This is a genomic window from Gemmatimonadetes bacterium SCN 70-22, from assembly GCA_001724275.1.
Taxonomy (GTDB): Bacteria; Gemmatimonadota; Gemmatimonadetes; order Gemmatimonadales; family Gemmatimonadaceae; genus SCN-70-22.
Genome location: MEDZ01000034.1, coordinates 16608 through 32721 on the forward strand (window position 1 = coordinate 16608; position 16114 = coordinate 32721).

15 protein-coding genes and 1 pseudogene are annotated in these 16114 nt (G+C 71.3%); 13 read left to right on the forward strand and 3 right to left on the reverse strand.

The window, feature by feature from the left end:
- Positions 1-6 precede the first annotated feature (6 nt).
- Positions 7-279, reverse strand: coding sequence for a hypothetical protein (locus ABS52_15260; GenBank protein ID ODT02082.1), 273 nt, complete (start codon positions 277-279; stop codon positions 7-9).
- Between the two features lie 172 nt (positions 280-451).
- Here ABS52_15260 and ABS52_15265 point away from each other — a divergent pair, with 172 nt between their 5' ends.
- Positions 452-3220, forward strand: coding sequence for an aconitate hydratase 1 (locus ABS52_15265; protein ODT02083.1), 2769 nt, complete (start codon positions 452-454; stop codon positions 3218-3220).
- A gap of 145 nt (positions 3221-3365) precedes the next feature.
- Complete coding sequence (locus ABS52_15270) at positions 3366-4298, forward strand: hypothetical protein (GenBank protein ODT02084.1); 933 nt, start codon at positions 3366-3368, stop codon at positions 4296-4298.
- On the opposite strand, the gene ABS52_15275 is transcribed toward ABS52_15270, so the two are convergent.
- Positions 4295-4816 carry a hypothetical protein gene (locus tag ABS52_15275; GenBank protein ID ODT02085.1) on the reverse strand — a complete coding sequence of 174 codons (522 nt, stop codon included), beginning with the start codon at positions 4814-4816 and terminating at the stop codon, positions 4295-4297. The two genes, ABS52_15270 and ABS52_15275, sit on opposite strands and share 4 nt — an antisense overlap.
- A gap of 302 nt (positions 4817-5118) precedes the next feature.
- On the opposite strand from ABS52_15275, the gene ABS52_15280 reads away from it, so the two are divergent.
- From ABS52_15280 to ABS52_15310, 7 genes are all read left to right on the forward strand, one after another.
- Positions 5119-5361, forward strand: a complete 243-nt coding sequence (locus ABS52_15280; protein ODT02086.1) for a hypothetical protein — start codon at positions 5119-5121, stop codon at positions 5359-5361.
- Positions 5362-5370: 9 nt separating this feature from the next.
- Complete coding sequence (locus ABS52_15285) at positions 5371-5706, forward strand: hypothetical protein (protein ODT02087.1); 336 nt, start codon at positions 5371-5373, stop codon at positions 5704-5706.
- Positions 5707-5809: 103 nt separating this feature from the next.
- Positions 5810-7150 carry a hypothetical protein gene (locus ABS52_15290; GenBank protein ODT02088.1) on the forward strand — a complete coding sequence of 447 codons (1341 nt, stop codon included), beginning with the start codon at positions 5810-5812 and terminating at the stop codon, positions 7148-7150.
- Between the two features lie 47 nt (positions 7151-7197).
- Complete coding sequence (locus ABS52_15295; protein ID ODT02089.1) at positions 7198-8130, forward strand: acyltransferase; 933 nt, start codon at positions 7198-7200, stop codon at positions 8128-8130.
- A gap of 134 nt (positions 8131-8264) precedes the next feature.
- Entirely contained in the window at positions 8265-9335 is a 1071-nt protein-coding gene (locus ABS52_15300) for an agmatine deiminase (GenBank protein ODT02112.1), read from the forward strand.
- A 154-nt stretch (positions 9336-9489) separates the two neighbouring features.
- Positions 9490-10602: a hypothetical protein gene (locus ABS52_15305; protein ODT02090.1), complete on the forward strand. Its 1113-nt coding sequence runs from the start codon at positions 9490-9492 to the stop codon at positions 10600-10602.
- Positions 10599-12314: a hypothetical protein gene (locus ABS52_15310; GenBank protein ODT02091.1), complete on the forward strand. Its 1716-nt coding sequence runs from the start codon at positions 10599-10601 to the stop codon at positions 12312-12314. Before ABS52_15305 ends, ABS52_15310 begins: the two co-directional genes overlap by 4 nt.
- A gap of 100 nt (positions 12315-12414) precedes the next feature.
- On the opposite strand, the gene ABS52_15315 is transcribed toward ABS52_15310, so the two are convergent.
- Positions 12415-13224: a hypothetical protein gene (locus tag ABS52_15315; GenBank protein ODT02092.1), complete on the reverse strand. Its 810-nt coding sequence runs from the start codon at positions 13222-13224 to the stop codon at positions 12415-12417.
- Positions 13225-13305: 81 nt separating this feature from the next.
- Between ABS52_15315 and ABS52_15320 the strand changes: the two are divergent.
- The 4 genes and pseudogenes from ABS52_15320 to ABS52_15335 all read left to right on the forward strand — a co-directional run bounded on the left by ABS52_15320 (position 13306) and on the right by ABS52_15335 (position 15915).
- Positions 13306-14004 (forward strand): annotated as a pseudogene (locus ABS52_15320) (7-cyano-7-deazaguanine synthase QueC).
- Positions 14005-14097: 93 nt separating this feature from the next.
- On the forward strand, positions 14098-14727 hold the full coding sequence (locus ABS52_15325; protein ID ODT02093.1) for a 7-carboxy-7-deazaguanine synthase: 630 nt from the start codon (positions 14098-14100) through the stop codon (positions 14725-14727).
- 68 nt (positions 14728-14795) lie between these two features.
- Positions 14796-15173 (forward strand): 6-carboxytetrahydropterin synthase QueD, encoded by a 378-nt coding sequence (locus ABS52_15330; GenBank protein ODT02094.1) that lies wholly within the window; start codon positions 14796-14798, stop codon positions 15171-15173.
- 112 nt (positions 15174-15285) lie between these two features.
- Entirely contained in the window at positions 15286-15915 is a 630-nt protein-coding gene (locus tag ABS52_15335) for a hypothetical protein (protein ID ODT02095.1), read from the forward strand.
- Positions 15916-16114: the final 199 nt, after the last annotated feature.

Sequence of the window (16114 nt, forward strand, 5' to 3'; positions counted from 1 at the left end):
GACCGCTCAGCGCAGGAAACGGCGCGCGAGCTGCTCGAGCCGTTCGTCGCCGGCGGCCACCGCCTCGGCGAGGATCGCCGCGACGTGCGGGCGCAAGCGCGACTCGCCCCAGTAGTAGCCGGTGGCCTGTTCGGCGGCGGCGGTGATTCCCTCGCGCGCGGCCTCGAGGATCGCACGCGCACAGGCGGCGTCGTAGTCCGGCGCGTCGGCCGGGGGGAGGTGGAAGTCGCGCTTCGGACCGGAGTCGTCGCGGTCGTCATCAACGAAGGCTCGGGACACGATGCCGGGCGGGAATCGGGGGACGGGGGACGGGCGTGGAGCGCGGCGCGCTCCAGAAGGCCGGGACCTGGAGTAGATTACACGCAGCCTGGCGGCGTGCCGAGTGCCCCGCCAGTGGCTCAGCGACCCACTGCGCCGCCACTTGCGGCGCCCTCATCTGCGTGATGAGCCCATGACACATCCGAACTCCTTCGGCAGCAAGTCCACCCTCACGGTGGGCTCCCGGTCGTACACGATCTTCCGCCTCGACGCGCTGCGCGCGCTGTCGAAGGGGAACGTCGACCGCCTCCCGTTCTCCCTGAAGGTCCTCCTCGAGAACCTGCTACGGGGCGAGGACGGGGCGTTCGTGAAGCGGGGCGACGTCGAAGCGCTCGCCAACTGGAACGTGAAGCAGCCGGTGGACAAGGAGATCGCCTTCCGCACCGCGCGGGTACTCCTGCAGGACTTCACCGGGGTCCCCTGCGTGGTGGACCTGGCGGCGATGCGTGACGCGATCGCGACGCTCGGCGGCGACCCGACGAAGATCAACCCGTTGCAGCCCGTGGACCTGGTGATCGACCACTCGGTGCAGGTGGACGAGTACGGGACCGAGGCGGCGTTCCTCCTGAACGTGAACCTGGAGTACGAGCGCAACGGCGAGCGCTACCAGTTCCTGCGCTGGGGGCAGGAGGCGTTCCGCAACTTCCGCGTCGTGCCCCCGGGAACGGGGATCTGCCACCAGGTGAACCTGGAGTACCTGGGGCAGGTCGTCTTCGCCTCGGCGAGCGGGGGCGAGACGCTCGCCTACTGCGACTCGCTGGTCGGAACCGACTCGCACACCACGATGATCAACGGCCTCGGCGTGCTGGGATGGGGCGTCGGCGGGATCGAGGCGGAGGCGGCGATGCTGGGGCAGCCGGTGTCGATGCTGATTCCCGAGGTGATCGGCTTCAAGCTCACCGGGAAGCTCCCGCCAGGGGCAACGGCGACCGACCTGGTGCTGACCTGCACCGAGATGCTGCGCAAGAAGAAGGTGGTGGGGAAGTTCGTGGAGTACTATGGCGACGGGCTCTCGTCGCTGGCGCTCGCCGACCGGGCGACGATCGCGAACATGGCGCCGGAGTACGGGGCGACGATGGGCTTCTTCCCGGTCGACGCCGAGACGCTCAAGTACCTGCGCCTGTCGGGGCGGAGCGAGGAACAGGTGCAACTGGTCGAGGCGTACACGAAGGCCCAGGGGCTCTTCCGCGAGGACGGGATGCCCGACCCCGTGTACACGGACACGCTCGAGCTGGACCTGGCGACGGTGGTCCCGTCGCTGGCGGGGCCCAAGCGCCCGCAGGACCGCATTCCGCTGAGCGCGGTCAAGGCGAGCTACGCGGAGTCGCTGGCGGCGGAGAAGGCGCGCATGGCCAGCGCGATTCCGGGGGCGGCAAAGCCGGCCCCCGGCTCGGCCGAGGCGGCGATGGTGGCGGAGGGAGGGGCGGTGACCGTGGCGGGGAACGGCATCCCGTGCGAGTGGCGCGGCGAGCGCTTCTCGGTTCGCGACGGGTCGGTCGTGATTGCCGCCATCACGTCGTGCACCAACACCTCCAACCCGAGCGTGATGCTGGCGGCCGGGTTGCTGGCGCAGAAGGCGACGGCCAAGGGGCTCAAGGCGAAGCCGTGGGTCAAGACGTCGCTCGCGCCGGGCTCGAAGGTGGTGCGCGAGTACTTCGAGAAGGCGGGGGTGCAGCCGGCGCTCGACGCGCTGGGCTTCCAGATCGTCGGCTACGGATGCACGACGTGCATCGGAAACTCCGGTCCGCTCCCCGACCCGATTTCGCGCGCGATCGACGAGGGGAAGCTGACGGTGGCGGCGGTCCTGTCCGGGAACCGCAACTTCGAGGGGCGCGTGAATCCGCAGACGCGCTTCAACTACCTCGCCTCGCCCCCGCTGGTGGTTGCCTACGCGCTCGCCGGGCGCATGGACATCGACTTCGACCGCGAGCCGATCGGCGTCGGCACGGCGGGCCCGGTCTTCCTGCGCGACATCTGGCCGAGCCCGAAGGAGGTCGAGGACGTGGTGCTGTCGTCGGTCAAGCGCGAGCAGTTCGAGAAGGAGTACGGCGACGTCTTCGCCGGCGACGCGCAATGGCAGGCGATCCGCATCCCGACGGGCGACCGCTACGCGTGGGACGACCGGTCGACCTACGTGAAGCATCCGCCGTACTTCGCCGGGATGACGATGACGCCCCCGGGGGTGCAGCCCATCGCGGGGGCGCGCGTGCTGGGGATGTTCGGCGACTCGATCACGACCGACCACATCTCCCCCGCCGGGTCGATCGCGGAGAAGAGCCCGGCCGGGCAGTGGCTCCTGTCGTTAGGCGTGGCGAAGAAGGACTTCAACTCCTACGGCGCCCGGCGCGGGAACCACGAGGTCATGATGCGCGGTACCTTTGCCAACATCCGCCTCAAGAACGACCTGACGCCCGGCCTGGAAGGGTGGTGGACGCGCACCGCGCCGGGGGCCGAGCCCACCTCGTTCTTCGAGGCGAGCGAGGGGTACAAGGCCGCCGGGACCCCGCTGATCATCATTGCCGGCAAGGAGTACGGCACGGGGTCGTCGCGCGACTGGGCCGCCAAGGGGACGGCGCTGCTGGGGGTGCGCGCGGTCATCGCCGAGTCGTTCGAGCGCATCCACCGCTCCAACCTGGTGGGGATGGGAGTGCTCCCGCTCGAGTTCACCGACGGCGGCACGCGCCAGTCGCTGGGGCTCACCGGCTTCGAGACGTACGCCATCGAGGGGCTGGCCGAGGGGATGACGCCGCGCGCCACCCTGACCGTGGTGGCTCGCACCGCGGACGGGAAGGAAACACGCTTCGCGGCGCGTTCGCGGATCGACACTCCGGAGGAACTGCAGTATTACCGCAACGGCGGGATCCTCCCATACGTGCTGCGGCATCTGGTGGGCGGGCGGTGAGGCGCCGCGGGAGGCGCTAGCTCCCGCGCCCCCGAGCGAGCCTCCCGACCGGGGAGGCGGCGGCGCGTCCACGCGCGTCGCCCGCCCGAGCCGAGCGGCGGCGCCATTCCCTCCGGGATGGCGCCGCCGTTTCTTTCCGCCGGCCATGTCCCCCCCTACCCCACTCACGATCCTCGCCAACCCCGTCGCCGGGAGGGGGCGGGCCAAGCGCCTGCTCCCCCGGTTGCGCGCGCTCCTGGCGGAGCGCGGCATTCCGCACCAGCTGCACCTGACGGAGCACCCCCGGCACGAGCTCGCGCTCGCCGAGCGCGCCGCCAGCGCGGGAGCCGACACGATCCTCGCCGTCGGGGGAGATGGCACCTGGGGGAACGTGGTGCGCGGCATCCTGGCCAGCGGGCGGCGTCCACGGTTGGCGCTCCTGGCGGCGGGAACGGGAAACGACCTGGCCTACGCCACCGGGGTGCCGGCCCACGACGTCGAGGCAACGCTCGCCATCGCCACGGGGACGGGTGAGCGCGCCATCGATGTGGGCGAGGTGGACGGCGTCCACTTCGTGAACTGCGCCGGCTTCGGCTTCGACGCCGAGGTCCTGCGCGCGACGGAGGGGGTGCGATGGCTGCGCGGGCACACCGTGTACCTCCTGACCGCGACGCGGAAGCTGTTCGGCTACCGCGGCTTCGCCACCGCCATTTCGTACCTCGACGCGTCGCGCGACGGGGAGACGAGCGCGTCATCCGCGCCGGGGGCCATCCGTCACCTGGCGGTGATCGTCTCCAACGGCCCGCGCTTTGGCGGCGGCTTCCTGATCGCACCGGGGGCACGCGTGGACGACGGCGCCCTCGACCTCATCAGGGTGCGCGATGGGTCGCCATGGCGGCGCCTCGCGGTCTTTGCCGGCGCCACGCGCGGAACGCATGTCGGCGCGCCGGAGGTGAGCCGGCACGCCGTGCATGCGGTGACGCTGGCCTTCGAGGCCCCGCCGATCTTCGACGCCGACGGGGAGCTGCACCAGGCGTCGGGAACGACCGTCACCGTGCGCTGCCACCCCGGCGCGGTGCGGCTGGCGGTGAGCGCCTAACGCGGGCGGCGCACGTCGATCTTCTCCCCCACCACCGCCCCGAGCAACCCGCCGGCCGCGGCGCCGATGATGGCCCCCTTCAGCGTATTGCGCGTGCTGGCCACGCCGATCGCCGCCCCGGCCGCGGCGCCGATGATGGCGTCGCGCTTGGTGTTCTTGACCACGCCCGCCTCGCCTCCGTACCCCCCGCCGCTCGAACCGCCGTACACGGATTCGCTGGCGGGGGCCCGGCGCACGACGCGCGGCGCCGGCGCCTGGCGGTACACCACCTGCTGCGGCCGCGGCTGGTAGTACGGCTGGCCGTAGTATCCCTGCTGCGGATAGCGCGGCTGGCCATATCCGTACGCATAGCCCTGCTCCTCGGGCGAGACGTACATCTGCGGCTGGTACGGCTGCATCTGCGCGGCGAGCGACAGGTCGTTCTTGAGCGCCTCATCCATGCGGGGCGCCTCGCCCTTCGAGCAGGCCGCGAGCGCGGCGAGCGCCGCCAACGAGAACATCACACGAGCGATCTTCATGGGATCCTCCGGAATGACACGATGTGGGTGCACCCATGAATGGCACGCCCCGTGCCCCACGCGGACCCGTGGAATCACAACGACTTAGCGTGAGGGGTGTCTCCCCTGCGGACAGTCGGGTGTCCACTCGGGGTCACGATGCGGGGAATGACGCGGGGAAGGACGCGGGGACAGACGCGGGGACGGACGCGGGGACGGACGCGGGGACGGACGCGGGCGGGCGACGTCACCGGCCGAGACGCTCCGTTGCGCGCCACCTGCACCGCCCGCCAACTTCCAGACTCACCTGCCAGGACACCAACATGCGATCCACTTCGATCGGGGGCGTGACGATGGCGGCCGCCATCGCGCTCGCCTTGGGGGGACCGTCGGTCGCCGGCGCGCAGCAGGCGGAGACGGGGCCGAAGGTGGGGGACGTCGCCCCCGACTTCACCCTCCGCGGCGTCACGAAGGACGGCCCCATGCGCGACGCGATCACGCTCTCGAAGTACCGGGGCAACACCGTCGTCCTCGCCTTCTTCTTCAAGGCGCGGACAAAGGGTTGAACGGTCCAGATGGAGGCGTACCGTGATCAGTACGCCACGACCTTCAATGGGGGGAAGCACGTCACCCTCATCGGGATCAGCGTCGATCCCGACACCACGCTCCAGTCGTGGATGAAGGACGCGAACTTCCCCTTCATCTTCGCCAGCGATGCCGACGGTGCGGTGGGAACGCTGTACGGGGCCTACCTCCCCGCGAACAAGACCGACAATCGCTCGCTGTACGTGATCGCCCCCGACGGCCGCATCGCGTACAAGGCGCAGCCGTTCCGCCAGATGTCGGCCGAGGCCTATACCGAGCTCGCGGCCGCCATCGACAAGCTGTCGCCCGAAGCGGGGAGGCGCTGAGCGAGCCTCCCCGGCTCCCCTCCCCCGGGCTCCGCTCGCCCCGACGCACCGCCCCGGCGCCCGTGCCGGGGCGGTCTGCGTTTCGGCGATGTAGGTTTGGGCCATGACCGCCGCCCGCCACCTCGCCGAGTCGCTGTTCGACGCCGCCGTGCGCGCCGCCGACCCGTACGCCGCCACGCGCGCGACGCTGGAGGGACGCGCGTTAGGCGCCCGCCCCTGGATCCTCGCCGCCGGCAAGGCGGCGCTCCCGATGGCCCGGGCCGCGCTCGATGCGCTCGCCGTGGCGCGCCGGATCCCGGCCGGCGGGGTGGTCATCGCCGCCGACCTCCCCCGCGGCGCCGAGGGCGAGGTGACCCCGCTGGTCGCGATGGCCGGCGACCATCCGCTCCCCGGCGAGCGTTCACGGGCGGCGGCCGAGGCGCTCGGGGCCGCCGCCCGGCTGGTGCGCCCCGGCGACGACGTCCTCGTCCTCCTGTCGGGCGGTGCCTCGAGCCTGATGGCGGCACCGGTCGAGGGGATCTCGACCGAGGCGATGCTCGGGCTCTTCCGAGGGCTGCACCGCGCGGGGGCCCCGATCGACGTGATGAACGCGTTCCGCAAGCGGGTGCTGCGATGGGGGGGCGGGCGGCTGGCGAGCGCCCTCGCGGGGGCGAAGGTCCAGGTCCTGATCGCCTCCGACGTGATCGGCGACGAGCCGTCGGCAATCGCCTCGGGGCCATGCAGTGCCGACCGCTGGCGGGCCGCCGACCTGATCGAACTGGCGCAGCAGCAGCGCCTCGGGGCCTACCTGCCGCAGGAAGTGCAGACGTTTCTCGACCGCACGCTGTCGGGCGAGGTGGAGGAGACGCCGAAGCCCGGCAGTCCCGCGCTGGCGGGAGTCGAGGCTCGCGTGATCCTCGGGAATCGCCGCGCCCTCGAAGGAGTGGCGCAGGAAGGGATGCGGTTGGGGGTCGACGTCCGCGTGGCCCCCACGCCGATCACCGGGCGCGCGCGCAGCATGGGCGCGGCCATCGCCATGGCGGCGATGGCGGCGCGGAGTGCGGCGCCCATGCCGTCGCACCGCCCCCTAAACATCCCGTGCCGCCTTGCGCTGGTGTGGGGCGGGGAGACGACCGTCCCCCTCGGCGAGGGGCCGACCGGCACCGGAGGGCGGGCCCAGGAGTTGGCGCTGGCCGCGGCGCAGGCGCTGCACGAGCGTGGCGCGGAGGGGCGCGGGATCACCATACTCTCGGCGGGGACCGACGGGCGAGATGGCCCCACCGATGCGGCCGGAGCCGTCGTGGACGGCACGACGTGGACGCGCATCGCCCTGGCCGGGCACGCTCCGCTGCGCGCCCTCGAGCAGCACGATGCCTACCCGGCGCTCGACGCCGCCGGGGCCCTGCTGCGCACGGGGATGACGGGGACCAACGTGAACGATGTGGTGATCGCGCTGGTGGAGTGACCGCGGGGGACGTTGGGGTTTGGGGGCGAGGCCGATAGTTTCCTCGCATGCCAAACGCCCCGTTCACCGTCGGTCTCGTGCAGGAGACTGCCGGCTCGCGCGACGTCGAGGAGAATGTCGCTCGCGCCATTGCCGGCGTCCGCAGCGCCCATGCGCGCGGCGCCCAGGTCATCTGCCTGCAGGAGCTGTTCAACGCCCCGTACTTCTGCAAGTCGCTCGACATCGACTGGTTCGACCTGGCGGAGCCGATTCCCGGCCCCACCACCGAGCGCATGAGGGCGCTGGCGCGCGAGCTCGAGGTCGTCCTCGTCGTCCCGATCTACGAGCGGCAGGCGGCGGGGCTGTACCGCAACTCGGCGGCCGTCATCGACGCCGACGGGACGTTGCTCGGGGTGTATCGCAAGATGCACATCCCGCACGACCCGCTGTTCGAGGAGAAGTACTACTTCACCCCCGGCGACGCCGCCGACACCGCACCGCGCATCCCGGCGCGCTCGCGCGACGCCGGCGGGTTCCGCGTGTGGAAGACGCGCTACGGGACCATCGGCGTCCTGATCTGCTGGGACCAGTGGTACCCGGAGGGCGCGCGCATCACGTCGTTGTTAGGCGCCGACGTCCTGTTCTACCCGACCGCGATCGGCTGGCACCCGGCGGAAAAGGCGACCTTCGGCGGGGCGCAGGTCGACGCCTGGCGCACCATCCAGCGGTCGCACGCCATCGCCAACGGCGTCTTCGTCGCTGCCCCCAACCGCGTCGGCTTCGAGGCGCACCCGGGGACGGATGGCATCGAGTTCTTCGGGCAGTCGGTGGTCTACGACCCGTTCGGGCGCGTGCTCGCGGAAGCGGGGACCGATCCCGCTGTCCTCGTCGCGACGTGCGACCCGGCGCTCATCGAGGAGACCAGGCGCAACTGGCCGTTCCTGCGAGACCGGCGCGTGGATGCGTACGGGGGGATCCTCGCCCGGTACCTGGGGGAGTGAGGGGGAGGGACGCAGGGCGGGCGCCTCGAGCGCGCCGCCGGCGGCGACGCGAATACGCTCGCCGGCCGCGCTCCACGGCAGTCTCTCCCTGACCTCGCTCGTTGCACCCACGCGCCAACTTCCGCCCCAACGCCATGACGACGCCCGCATCCCCTCTTTCGTCTCCCGTCTCCTATCGCATGCCCGCCGAGTGGGAGCCTCATGCGGCGACATGGATCGCGTGGCCGCACCACGAACCGGACTGGCCGGGGAAGCTGGGGCCGATCCCGTGGGTGTACGCCGAGATCGTGCGCGCCCTGCACCCGTACGAGCGGGTGGAGATCCTGTGCCACGACGAGGACGTGCGCGATGATGCGCGCGCCAAGCTCGCGGCCCACGGCTGCGACCCGGCGGGATACCGGCTCCACATCGTGCCTAACGATCGGGTCTGGCTCCGCGACTCTGCGCCCACCGGCGTGCACGACGAGGCCGGACGCGTGGTCCTGGCCGACTGGGCGTTCAATGCGTGGGCCAAGTACGACAACTACGCGCACGACGCACAGGTGGGGCGGGCGGTGGAGGCGATCACGGGGCTCCCCCGCATCGAGCCGCAGCGCCCCGACGGTGCCGGACGCGTGGTGCTGGAGGGCGGGGCGATCGAGACCAACGGGACGGGGCTCTTCCTGGTGACCGAGGAGTGCCTCCTCTCCCCGATCCAGGAGCGGAATCCGGGGCTGACCCGGGAGGGATACGAAACGGTCTTCCGCGATATGCTGGGCGTGCGCGAGACGATCTGGCTGGGAGAAGGGTGCGTCGGCGACGACACCCATGGCCACATCGACGACATCGCCCGGTTCATCGAAGCCGACACGGTCGTCCTCGCCTACGAGACCGACCCCGCCGACGAGAACCACCTGCGCTCGGCGGACAACCTGCGCCGCCTGTCGCTGGCGGCCCAGGGCGGGCTGCGGGTCATTACCCTCCCCTTCCCCCGCCCGGTGATCATGGACGGACAGCGCCTCCCCGCCAGCTACGCGAACTTCTACGTCGCGAACGGGGTGGTCCTCGTCCCGACCTTCAACGACCCGAACGACCGCGTGGCGCTGAACACCCTGGCCGAGTGCTTCCCGGATCGCGCGGTGGTCGGGATCCACTCGGTGGACCTGGTGTGGGGGCTGGGGACGCTGCACTGCCTGACCCAGCAGGAGCCGGCCCCCGCGGCCTGAGAAGCGGAACCACCACGCAGGGGCCCGAGGGGGTGGGGCCCCCCCTGATGGGCGAGGGTGAGGGAGCGCGGAGTGGGGAGTGGGGGGGGACGGACGTGGCGCGTTGCCAGCCTCGGCCGTCCGGCGTCTAGTTGAGGTGACCCACCCCTCTCACATGCCCAGCACCTCGTCCCGTCTCCGCCACGCGGCGGGCGCCGTCGTCCTCCTGGCGCTCGCCGCCTGCTCCTCCTCCGAGACAGGAGTCCTCATTGCAGCCGCCGGCAACTGGGACGCCGGGTACGGCGAGATGAACAAGCGCGGGATCGAGCTCGCGGTCGAGCAGGTCAATCGCGATGGCGGCGTGCGTGGACGACCGCTCCGCGTCATCGAGCGCAACGACAAGGGCGAGGGGACGAGGGCGGTCAGCATCGCCGCCGAGTTCGTGGCCAATCCCGAGATCGTGGCCGTGGTGGGACACGTCAACTCGGGGACGATGATCGCTGCGGCCCCGGTGTACAACCAGGGGCTTCCCGCCGTCTCCACGACGGCGTCGACCCCCGACCTCACCGGGATCTCGCCATGGGTCTTCCGCGTGATCTCCTCCGACTCGGTGAACGGGCTCGACCTGGCGCGGTTCGCCCGCTCCAGGGGATTCGAGCGGGCGGCGGTGCTGTACGAGAACAACTCGTACGGCCGCGGTCTCGCCCAGTCGTTCGAGCGCAACTTCGGCGGGACGATCATCGCCAGCGATCCCATCCCCTCCGAACGTGACGGCAATTACGAGCCGTTCATCACGTGGCTCTCCCGTCGCAAGCCCGACGTCGTCTTCGTCGCCGGCACCGAGATCAGCGGCCTTGCCATCCTGCGGGAGTCGCGCCGGCAGCGCTTCGCTCCCGCCTTCATGGGTAGCGACGGGTGGACCGGAGTCGTGGTCGACACGGCGCTCGCCGAGGGGGCATACGTGGGCGCGCCATTCTCGGCGCAGGACCCGCGCGCCGACGCGCAACGGTTCACCGCCGCCTTCCGGGAGAAATACGGCATCGACCCCGACGGCAATGCGGCGCTGGCCTACGATGCGACGATGCTCGTGGCCAAGGCGATCGCCGAAGGAGGGGCGACGCGCGCCGCCGTGCGCGACTGGCTGGCGGGGCGCACGACGGAGAAGCCGGTGCCCGGAATCACCGGCCCACTCGCCTTCGACCGGTCGGGTGACGTGGTGGGCAAGGGCTACGTCATGACGCGCGTGCGCGGAGGGGCGCTCGTGGTCGAGGGGGCTCGCCGCTCATGATCAACGGACTCCTGCGGTTCCAGAGCATTCGCCAGCGGCTGCTGGTGAGCTTCACGCTCCTGATCGCGCTCTTCTGCGCGGCCGGGGTGGTGGGGCGCGCGGCCATTTCCCGCATGTCGGGGCTGATCGGCGAAACGCTCGAGTCGGTGCAGGTGGACGCCCAGCTGTCGTCGCGGCTTTCCGGAGCGGTCACGCAGGAGCTGGCGGCGGCGCAGCGCTACCTCGAGTCGCGCGACTCGCTGGCCCAGTCGGAGTTCAGGCACCAGGCCCGTGAGGCGCACGCGGCCCAGCGGGCGATGAACCTCCTTCCGGGCCAGTCGGCGCGAGAGGCGGCGCTCGTGGCGTCGATCGACGCCCGGCTCTCGGACATCGAGGTGCGATATGCGCGGGCCCATCGCCTGGCCGACCTGGGCCGGCGCGACGAGGCGGCGCGCGAGGGGAAGGTGGCGGACGAACACGTCGACGCACTCCTCGATGACGTGCGCCAGCTGGCGACGCTCAAGGCGAGCGCGGTGGACACCGCCTCGGCCAAGCTGCGGCGCGACGCCGAGCGTCGCGGGACGTGGGTGCTGATCGTGATGGGGGTGGCCGCATTCCTCGGACTCATCGTCGTCTTCAGCACGGTCAACTGGATCGCGCGCCCGCTCCGGCAGCTGGCCCAGCAGGCGCGCGCGCTCAGCAGCGGCGACTTCACGGCCCAGATGGACGGCGACCTCCCGGGCGAGTTCCGGGAGCTGGCCGACGCGATGAACAGCGCCTCCGTCTCGCTATCGCGTGTCGTTTCGGTCACGACGAGCACGGCCGACGACGTGGCGCACTCGGCGCGCGACCTGGCCAACGTGTCCGAGCAGATCTCCGCATCGGCCAACCAGATGGCGGCGTCGATGACGGAGATCTCGACGGGAGCGGAGAGCCAGGTGCGGCAGCTGCGGGCCATCGACGATGCGCTGCGCGCCATCCGCACCAATGGGGAAGACATGGTGCACAGCGCGGCGGAGCTGACCGCGCTCGCGGCCGCCATCGAGGAATCGGCGCGGGCCAAGCGGGCCGAGATCGCCCGCTCGCTGGGGATCCTGACGACGGTGCGGGAAACGGTGCGCGAGGCCGCGTCGGAGGTGGACGCGCTCAACGCGACGGCCGAGGACATCAACAAGCTGGTGGGAGCGGTGGGGCGCATCGCCGAGCAGACGGATCTCCTCGCGCTCAATGCCGCGATCGAGGCGGCCCGCGCCGGCGAGGCCGGGCGGGGCTTCGGCGTGGTGGCCGACGAGGTGCGCAAGCTCGCGGAGCAGGCGCAAGGGGCGGCCGACGACGTGGTCCGCCTGACGCGCGTGGTGACGACGCGAGTGGCGTCGACGACGCGCGCCATGGAAGCCGGCGTCTCGCGGGTGGCGGAGATCGAGGGCGTCTCGCGCGACGTGGACGCGGCGCTCGACAGCATCACCGCGTCTGCGGGGCAGACGCGCGCGGCCGCCGGCGGGACGGCGTCGAAGGCGGAGCGCAACGCCCACATCGTCGCCTCGGCGGCACAAAGCGTGGAGTCGATCGCGCGCACGGCCGAGGGGTACGCCGCCGCGGCGCAGCAGGTGAGCGCCTCGACCCAGGAGCAGAGCGCGGCGTGCGAGCAGATGAGCTCGGCCTCGACGCAGCTGCTGCACGGGAGCGTGCAGCTGCGCGAACTGGTCGGGGCACTCCGCTCCAACGCCGCCTGAGGGCGCCCGCGGTCATTTCCCGGGCCGGGCACGGCGGCGGGCGCGGCACCGGGCTGCCGCGCCGGGAAGGGGGCGTTGCCCCCCGTCCCGCCCCGGCCGCCTAACGCCGCAGCTGCGAGGTGGCCCAGTTCTGCGGCTCGAACAACTCGACGGGGAGTCGCTCCCCCTCCTTCACGTTGGTGGACTCGCCGCGGAAATACAGGCGCCCGTCGCGATAGGCCCGCATGCTGAAGGCCACCGGGTAGCCGGCGACATTGCGGTAGTTGAGGTAGCGCGTCTCGTTGGTGGCCGGGCGGGCGCCGCGCGCATCGCGCACCATGACGCGACGGACGAGGAGCGAGTCGGTGTCGACCCAGAACTGTGACGACGTGCTGTCGCCCGACTCGGCCCCCACCACCCAGACCTCCTTCCCTTCCCACCGATCCTTGCGGGCGACCGAGAGGTCGAAGCCGAGCGAATCGAGCTGCATGATGGTCGTGTCGGGCATCTGGGTGTACACGTCACCGGTGAGGACGAGGAGGGGGTGCCACCCCGATTGGGTGTTCTGCAGCTTCCCGCCGGTGTACGCATAGAGATTGCCGTCGGCGTACAGCACCCCGCTCTTCGTGCTGAGGGGGAGGTAGTCGATGCGCTGCCGGCCGGGGAGGGTGAGGTACTGGTTCCACACCTGGCGCGTCTCGCGGCGATTCTGGGCGATGATGGCGACGTTCTGCTTGAACGTGAGCGTCATGTACCACTTGCCGATGTAGCGCGCGTTCATCTCCCGGATGACCGTGCGGCCGTCCGGCGCCGCGGGGACCGCGGCAGCGGTGGCGGGGGCGACGGTGGCCTTGCGCGCACACGCCGCCAGGGGGACCAGGGCTCCCAGGAAGGCGAGGCGCAGGGGGACGGGAGAGATGCGGAAGGACATGCCCACGGTATCGGGCCCTCGTGGCGTGGAGACTGGGGTCGGGAGCGACTAGCTTCGAGACGTTAACACCAGCGTCACGCCGTGCCTAGACAAGCCAGCGCCCCACCCGCCGTCCTGCTCCTGAGCGGAGGGCTCGACTCCACGACACTCCTCGCGGTCGCCCAGCGCGACGGCCATGCGGTGCACGCCCTGTCGTTCCGCTACGGCCAGCGCCACACGGCCGAAATCGCCGCCGCCGAACGGGTGGCGCGCCACTTCGGCGTGGCGCGACACGTGATCGTCGATATCGACCTGCGAATCTTCGGCGGGTCGGCGCTGACGGCCGACATCGAGGTGCCGAAGGACCGGCCGCTGGACGACCCGTCGGCCGGGATTCCGGTGACGTACGTCCCGGCGCGCAACACCATCTTCCTGTCCTACGCCCTGGCGTGGGCCGAGGTGCTGGGGGCCGCCGACATCTTCATCGGGGTGAACGCGCTGGACTACAGCGGCTATCCGGATTGCCGGCCGGCGTACGTGGCCGCCTTCGAGCGCATGGCGAACCTGGCGACGCGCGCCGGGGTGGAGGGGACGCGACCCATCCGGGTGCGCACCCCGCTGATCGACCTCACCAAGCGGCAGATCATCGAGCTGGGGACGTCGTTAGGTGTGGACTACGGCCTCACGACGTCCTGCTACGACCCGGCCGCCGATGGCGCCGCCTGCGGCCACTGCGACGCCTGCCAGTTGCGCCGCCGCGGCTTCGCCGAGGCGGGGATTCCCGACCCCACGCGCTACGCCGATTCGCCCGCCCCTGCCATCGCTCGCCCCGCGAACACCGCCGGTGCCAGCGCCCTCCCGTCTCCCGACTCCCGCCTCGCGTCTCGCCGCTAGATGTACGCCGTCAAGGAGATCTTCTACACCCTGCAGGGCGAGGGGGTGCACGCCGGACGGGCCGCGGTCTTCTGCCGCTTCGCCGGGTGCAACCTGTGGACGGGGCGCGAGCAGGACCGCGCGTCGGCGACGTGCACGTTCTGTGACACCGACTTCGTGGGGGTGGGCCCCGAGGGGGGGCGCTTCGCCACGGCGGCGGAGCTGGCCGAGGCGGTGCGCCAGCGGTGGCCGTCAGGCGCGGGCGGGCGCCCCTACGTGGTGTGCACGGGGGGCGAGCCGTTGTTGCAGCTGGACGCCGCGGCGGTCGAGGCGCTGCACGCCGCCGGCTTCGAGGTGGCGGTGGAAACCAACGGCACGCAGCCGGCACCGCCCGGGATCGACTGGACCTGCGTGAGTCCCAAGGCCGGCGCGCCGCTGGTGCTGACGTCGGGCGACGAGCTGAAGCTCGTCTACCCGCAGCCCGACGCCCCACCCGAGCGTTTCGCGTGGCTCGATTTCCGCCATTTCTCCCTGCAGCCCATGGACGGTCCGCTGGTGGGCGAGCACACCGCCGCCGCCCTGGCCTACTGCCTCGCCCACCCCCAGTGGCGCCTCAGCGTGCAGACCCACAAGCAGCTGGGGATCCGCTAGTCTCGTCTTCCCGTCTTCTCGTCTTCTCGTCTTCTCGTCTTCTCGTCTTCTCGTCTTCTGCCCCCCCGATGTTGATCTTCAAGGAATTCAGCTTCGAGTCGGCCCACCGGCTCCCCAACGTCCCGGAGGGGCACAAGTGCGCGCGGTTGCATGGGCACTCGTTCCACGTTCGCGTGTGCGTGGGCGGGGCGGTCGGGGAGAGGTCGGGATGGGTCATGGATTTCGCCGACATCAAGGCGGCGGTGAAGCCGGTCCACGACCGGCTCGACCACCGCTACCTGAACGAGATCCCGGGGCTGGAGAATCCGACCAGCGAGGTGCTGGCGCGATGGATCTGGCGAGCGCTCGCCCCGGCGCTCACGGGGCTGGCGGAGGTCCAGGTGCGCGAGACGTGCACGTCGGGGTGCATCTACCGCGGTGAGGACGAAGGGGTGCCCACGGCTTGACCGAGCGGACAAGGGGAACATTCTTCCCGTGACGCGCCGCCTCTTTCGCCGTCGTGCACATGCGATAGCTTGTGGCGTTGCCCTCGTCCCCGCACTCCCCCGCACTTCCGGAATGCCCCGATCCTTCTGCCTGACGGCCGTGATCCTCGTGATGTCGCTCGTGCTGACGCACGAGGCATCGGCGCAGGGGAGCAGCCGACGGGCACCCCGGAAGAAGCCGTTTGCGGCGTTCAACGAGTCCGCCCAGCGGCTCAAGGATTCTCTCGCCACCCGCCTGGCCGCTGTCCCCGCCCCCCCGTTGCTGGCGGTCTCGTCGCCGGTGGACGAATCGATCCTGCGTGACTCCGTGCTGGCGGTGGCCCGGTCGCAGATCGGGACACGCTATCGTCTTGGCGCGGAGGCACCGGGCAAGGCCTTCGACTGCAGCGGGTTGATTCGCTACGTGCTTGGCGCCCTCCGGCTCGAGGTGCCTCGCACCGCCCACGAGCAGTCGAAGCTGGGACGCGAGGTGGCGCGCGACACGGCGCAGCTGCGCCCCGGCGACCTCCTGACCTTCGGGACGAAGCGTCGAATCACGCACATCGGGATCTACGCCGGGAACGGGCAGGTGATCCACGCCAGCACGTCCAGGCGACGGGTCATCGAGACGTCCCTGTCATCGTTGGGGCCGTCGCTGCTGCGGAACTGGCGCAGCGCGCGGCGACTGATCGATGTGGTGGATGAGGTGCCGGAGGTCCAGTAGGGCGAGACGAGGGGCGGTAAGGCGAGGTGCAGGAAGGGCGGGCCCGAACCGGGCCCTTTCTTATGGGCGTCTACTTTGTCCCGCAAAGTATGCGGCCAGGCGATGCCGCCCGAGCGGCCGACCCGTGAATGGTCCGGAGCGTCTGGCCGGCGCCGGGCGTTGGCGCGTCGGCGCCCTGATGCGATGGCGCCCAGTGTCC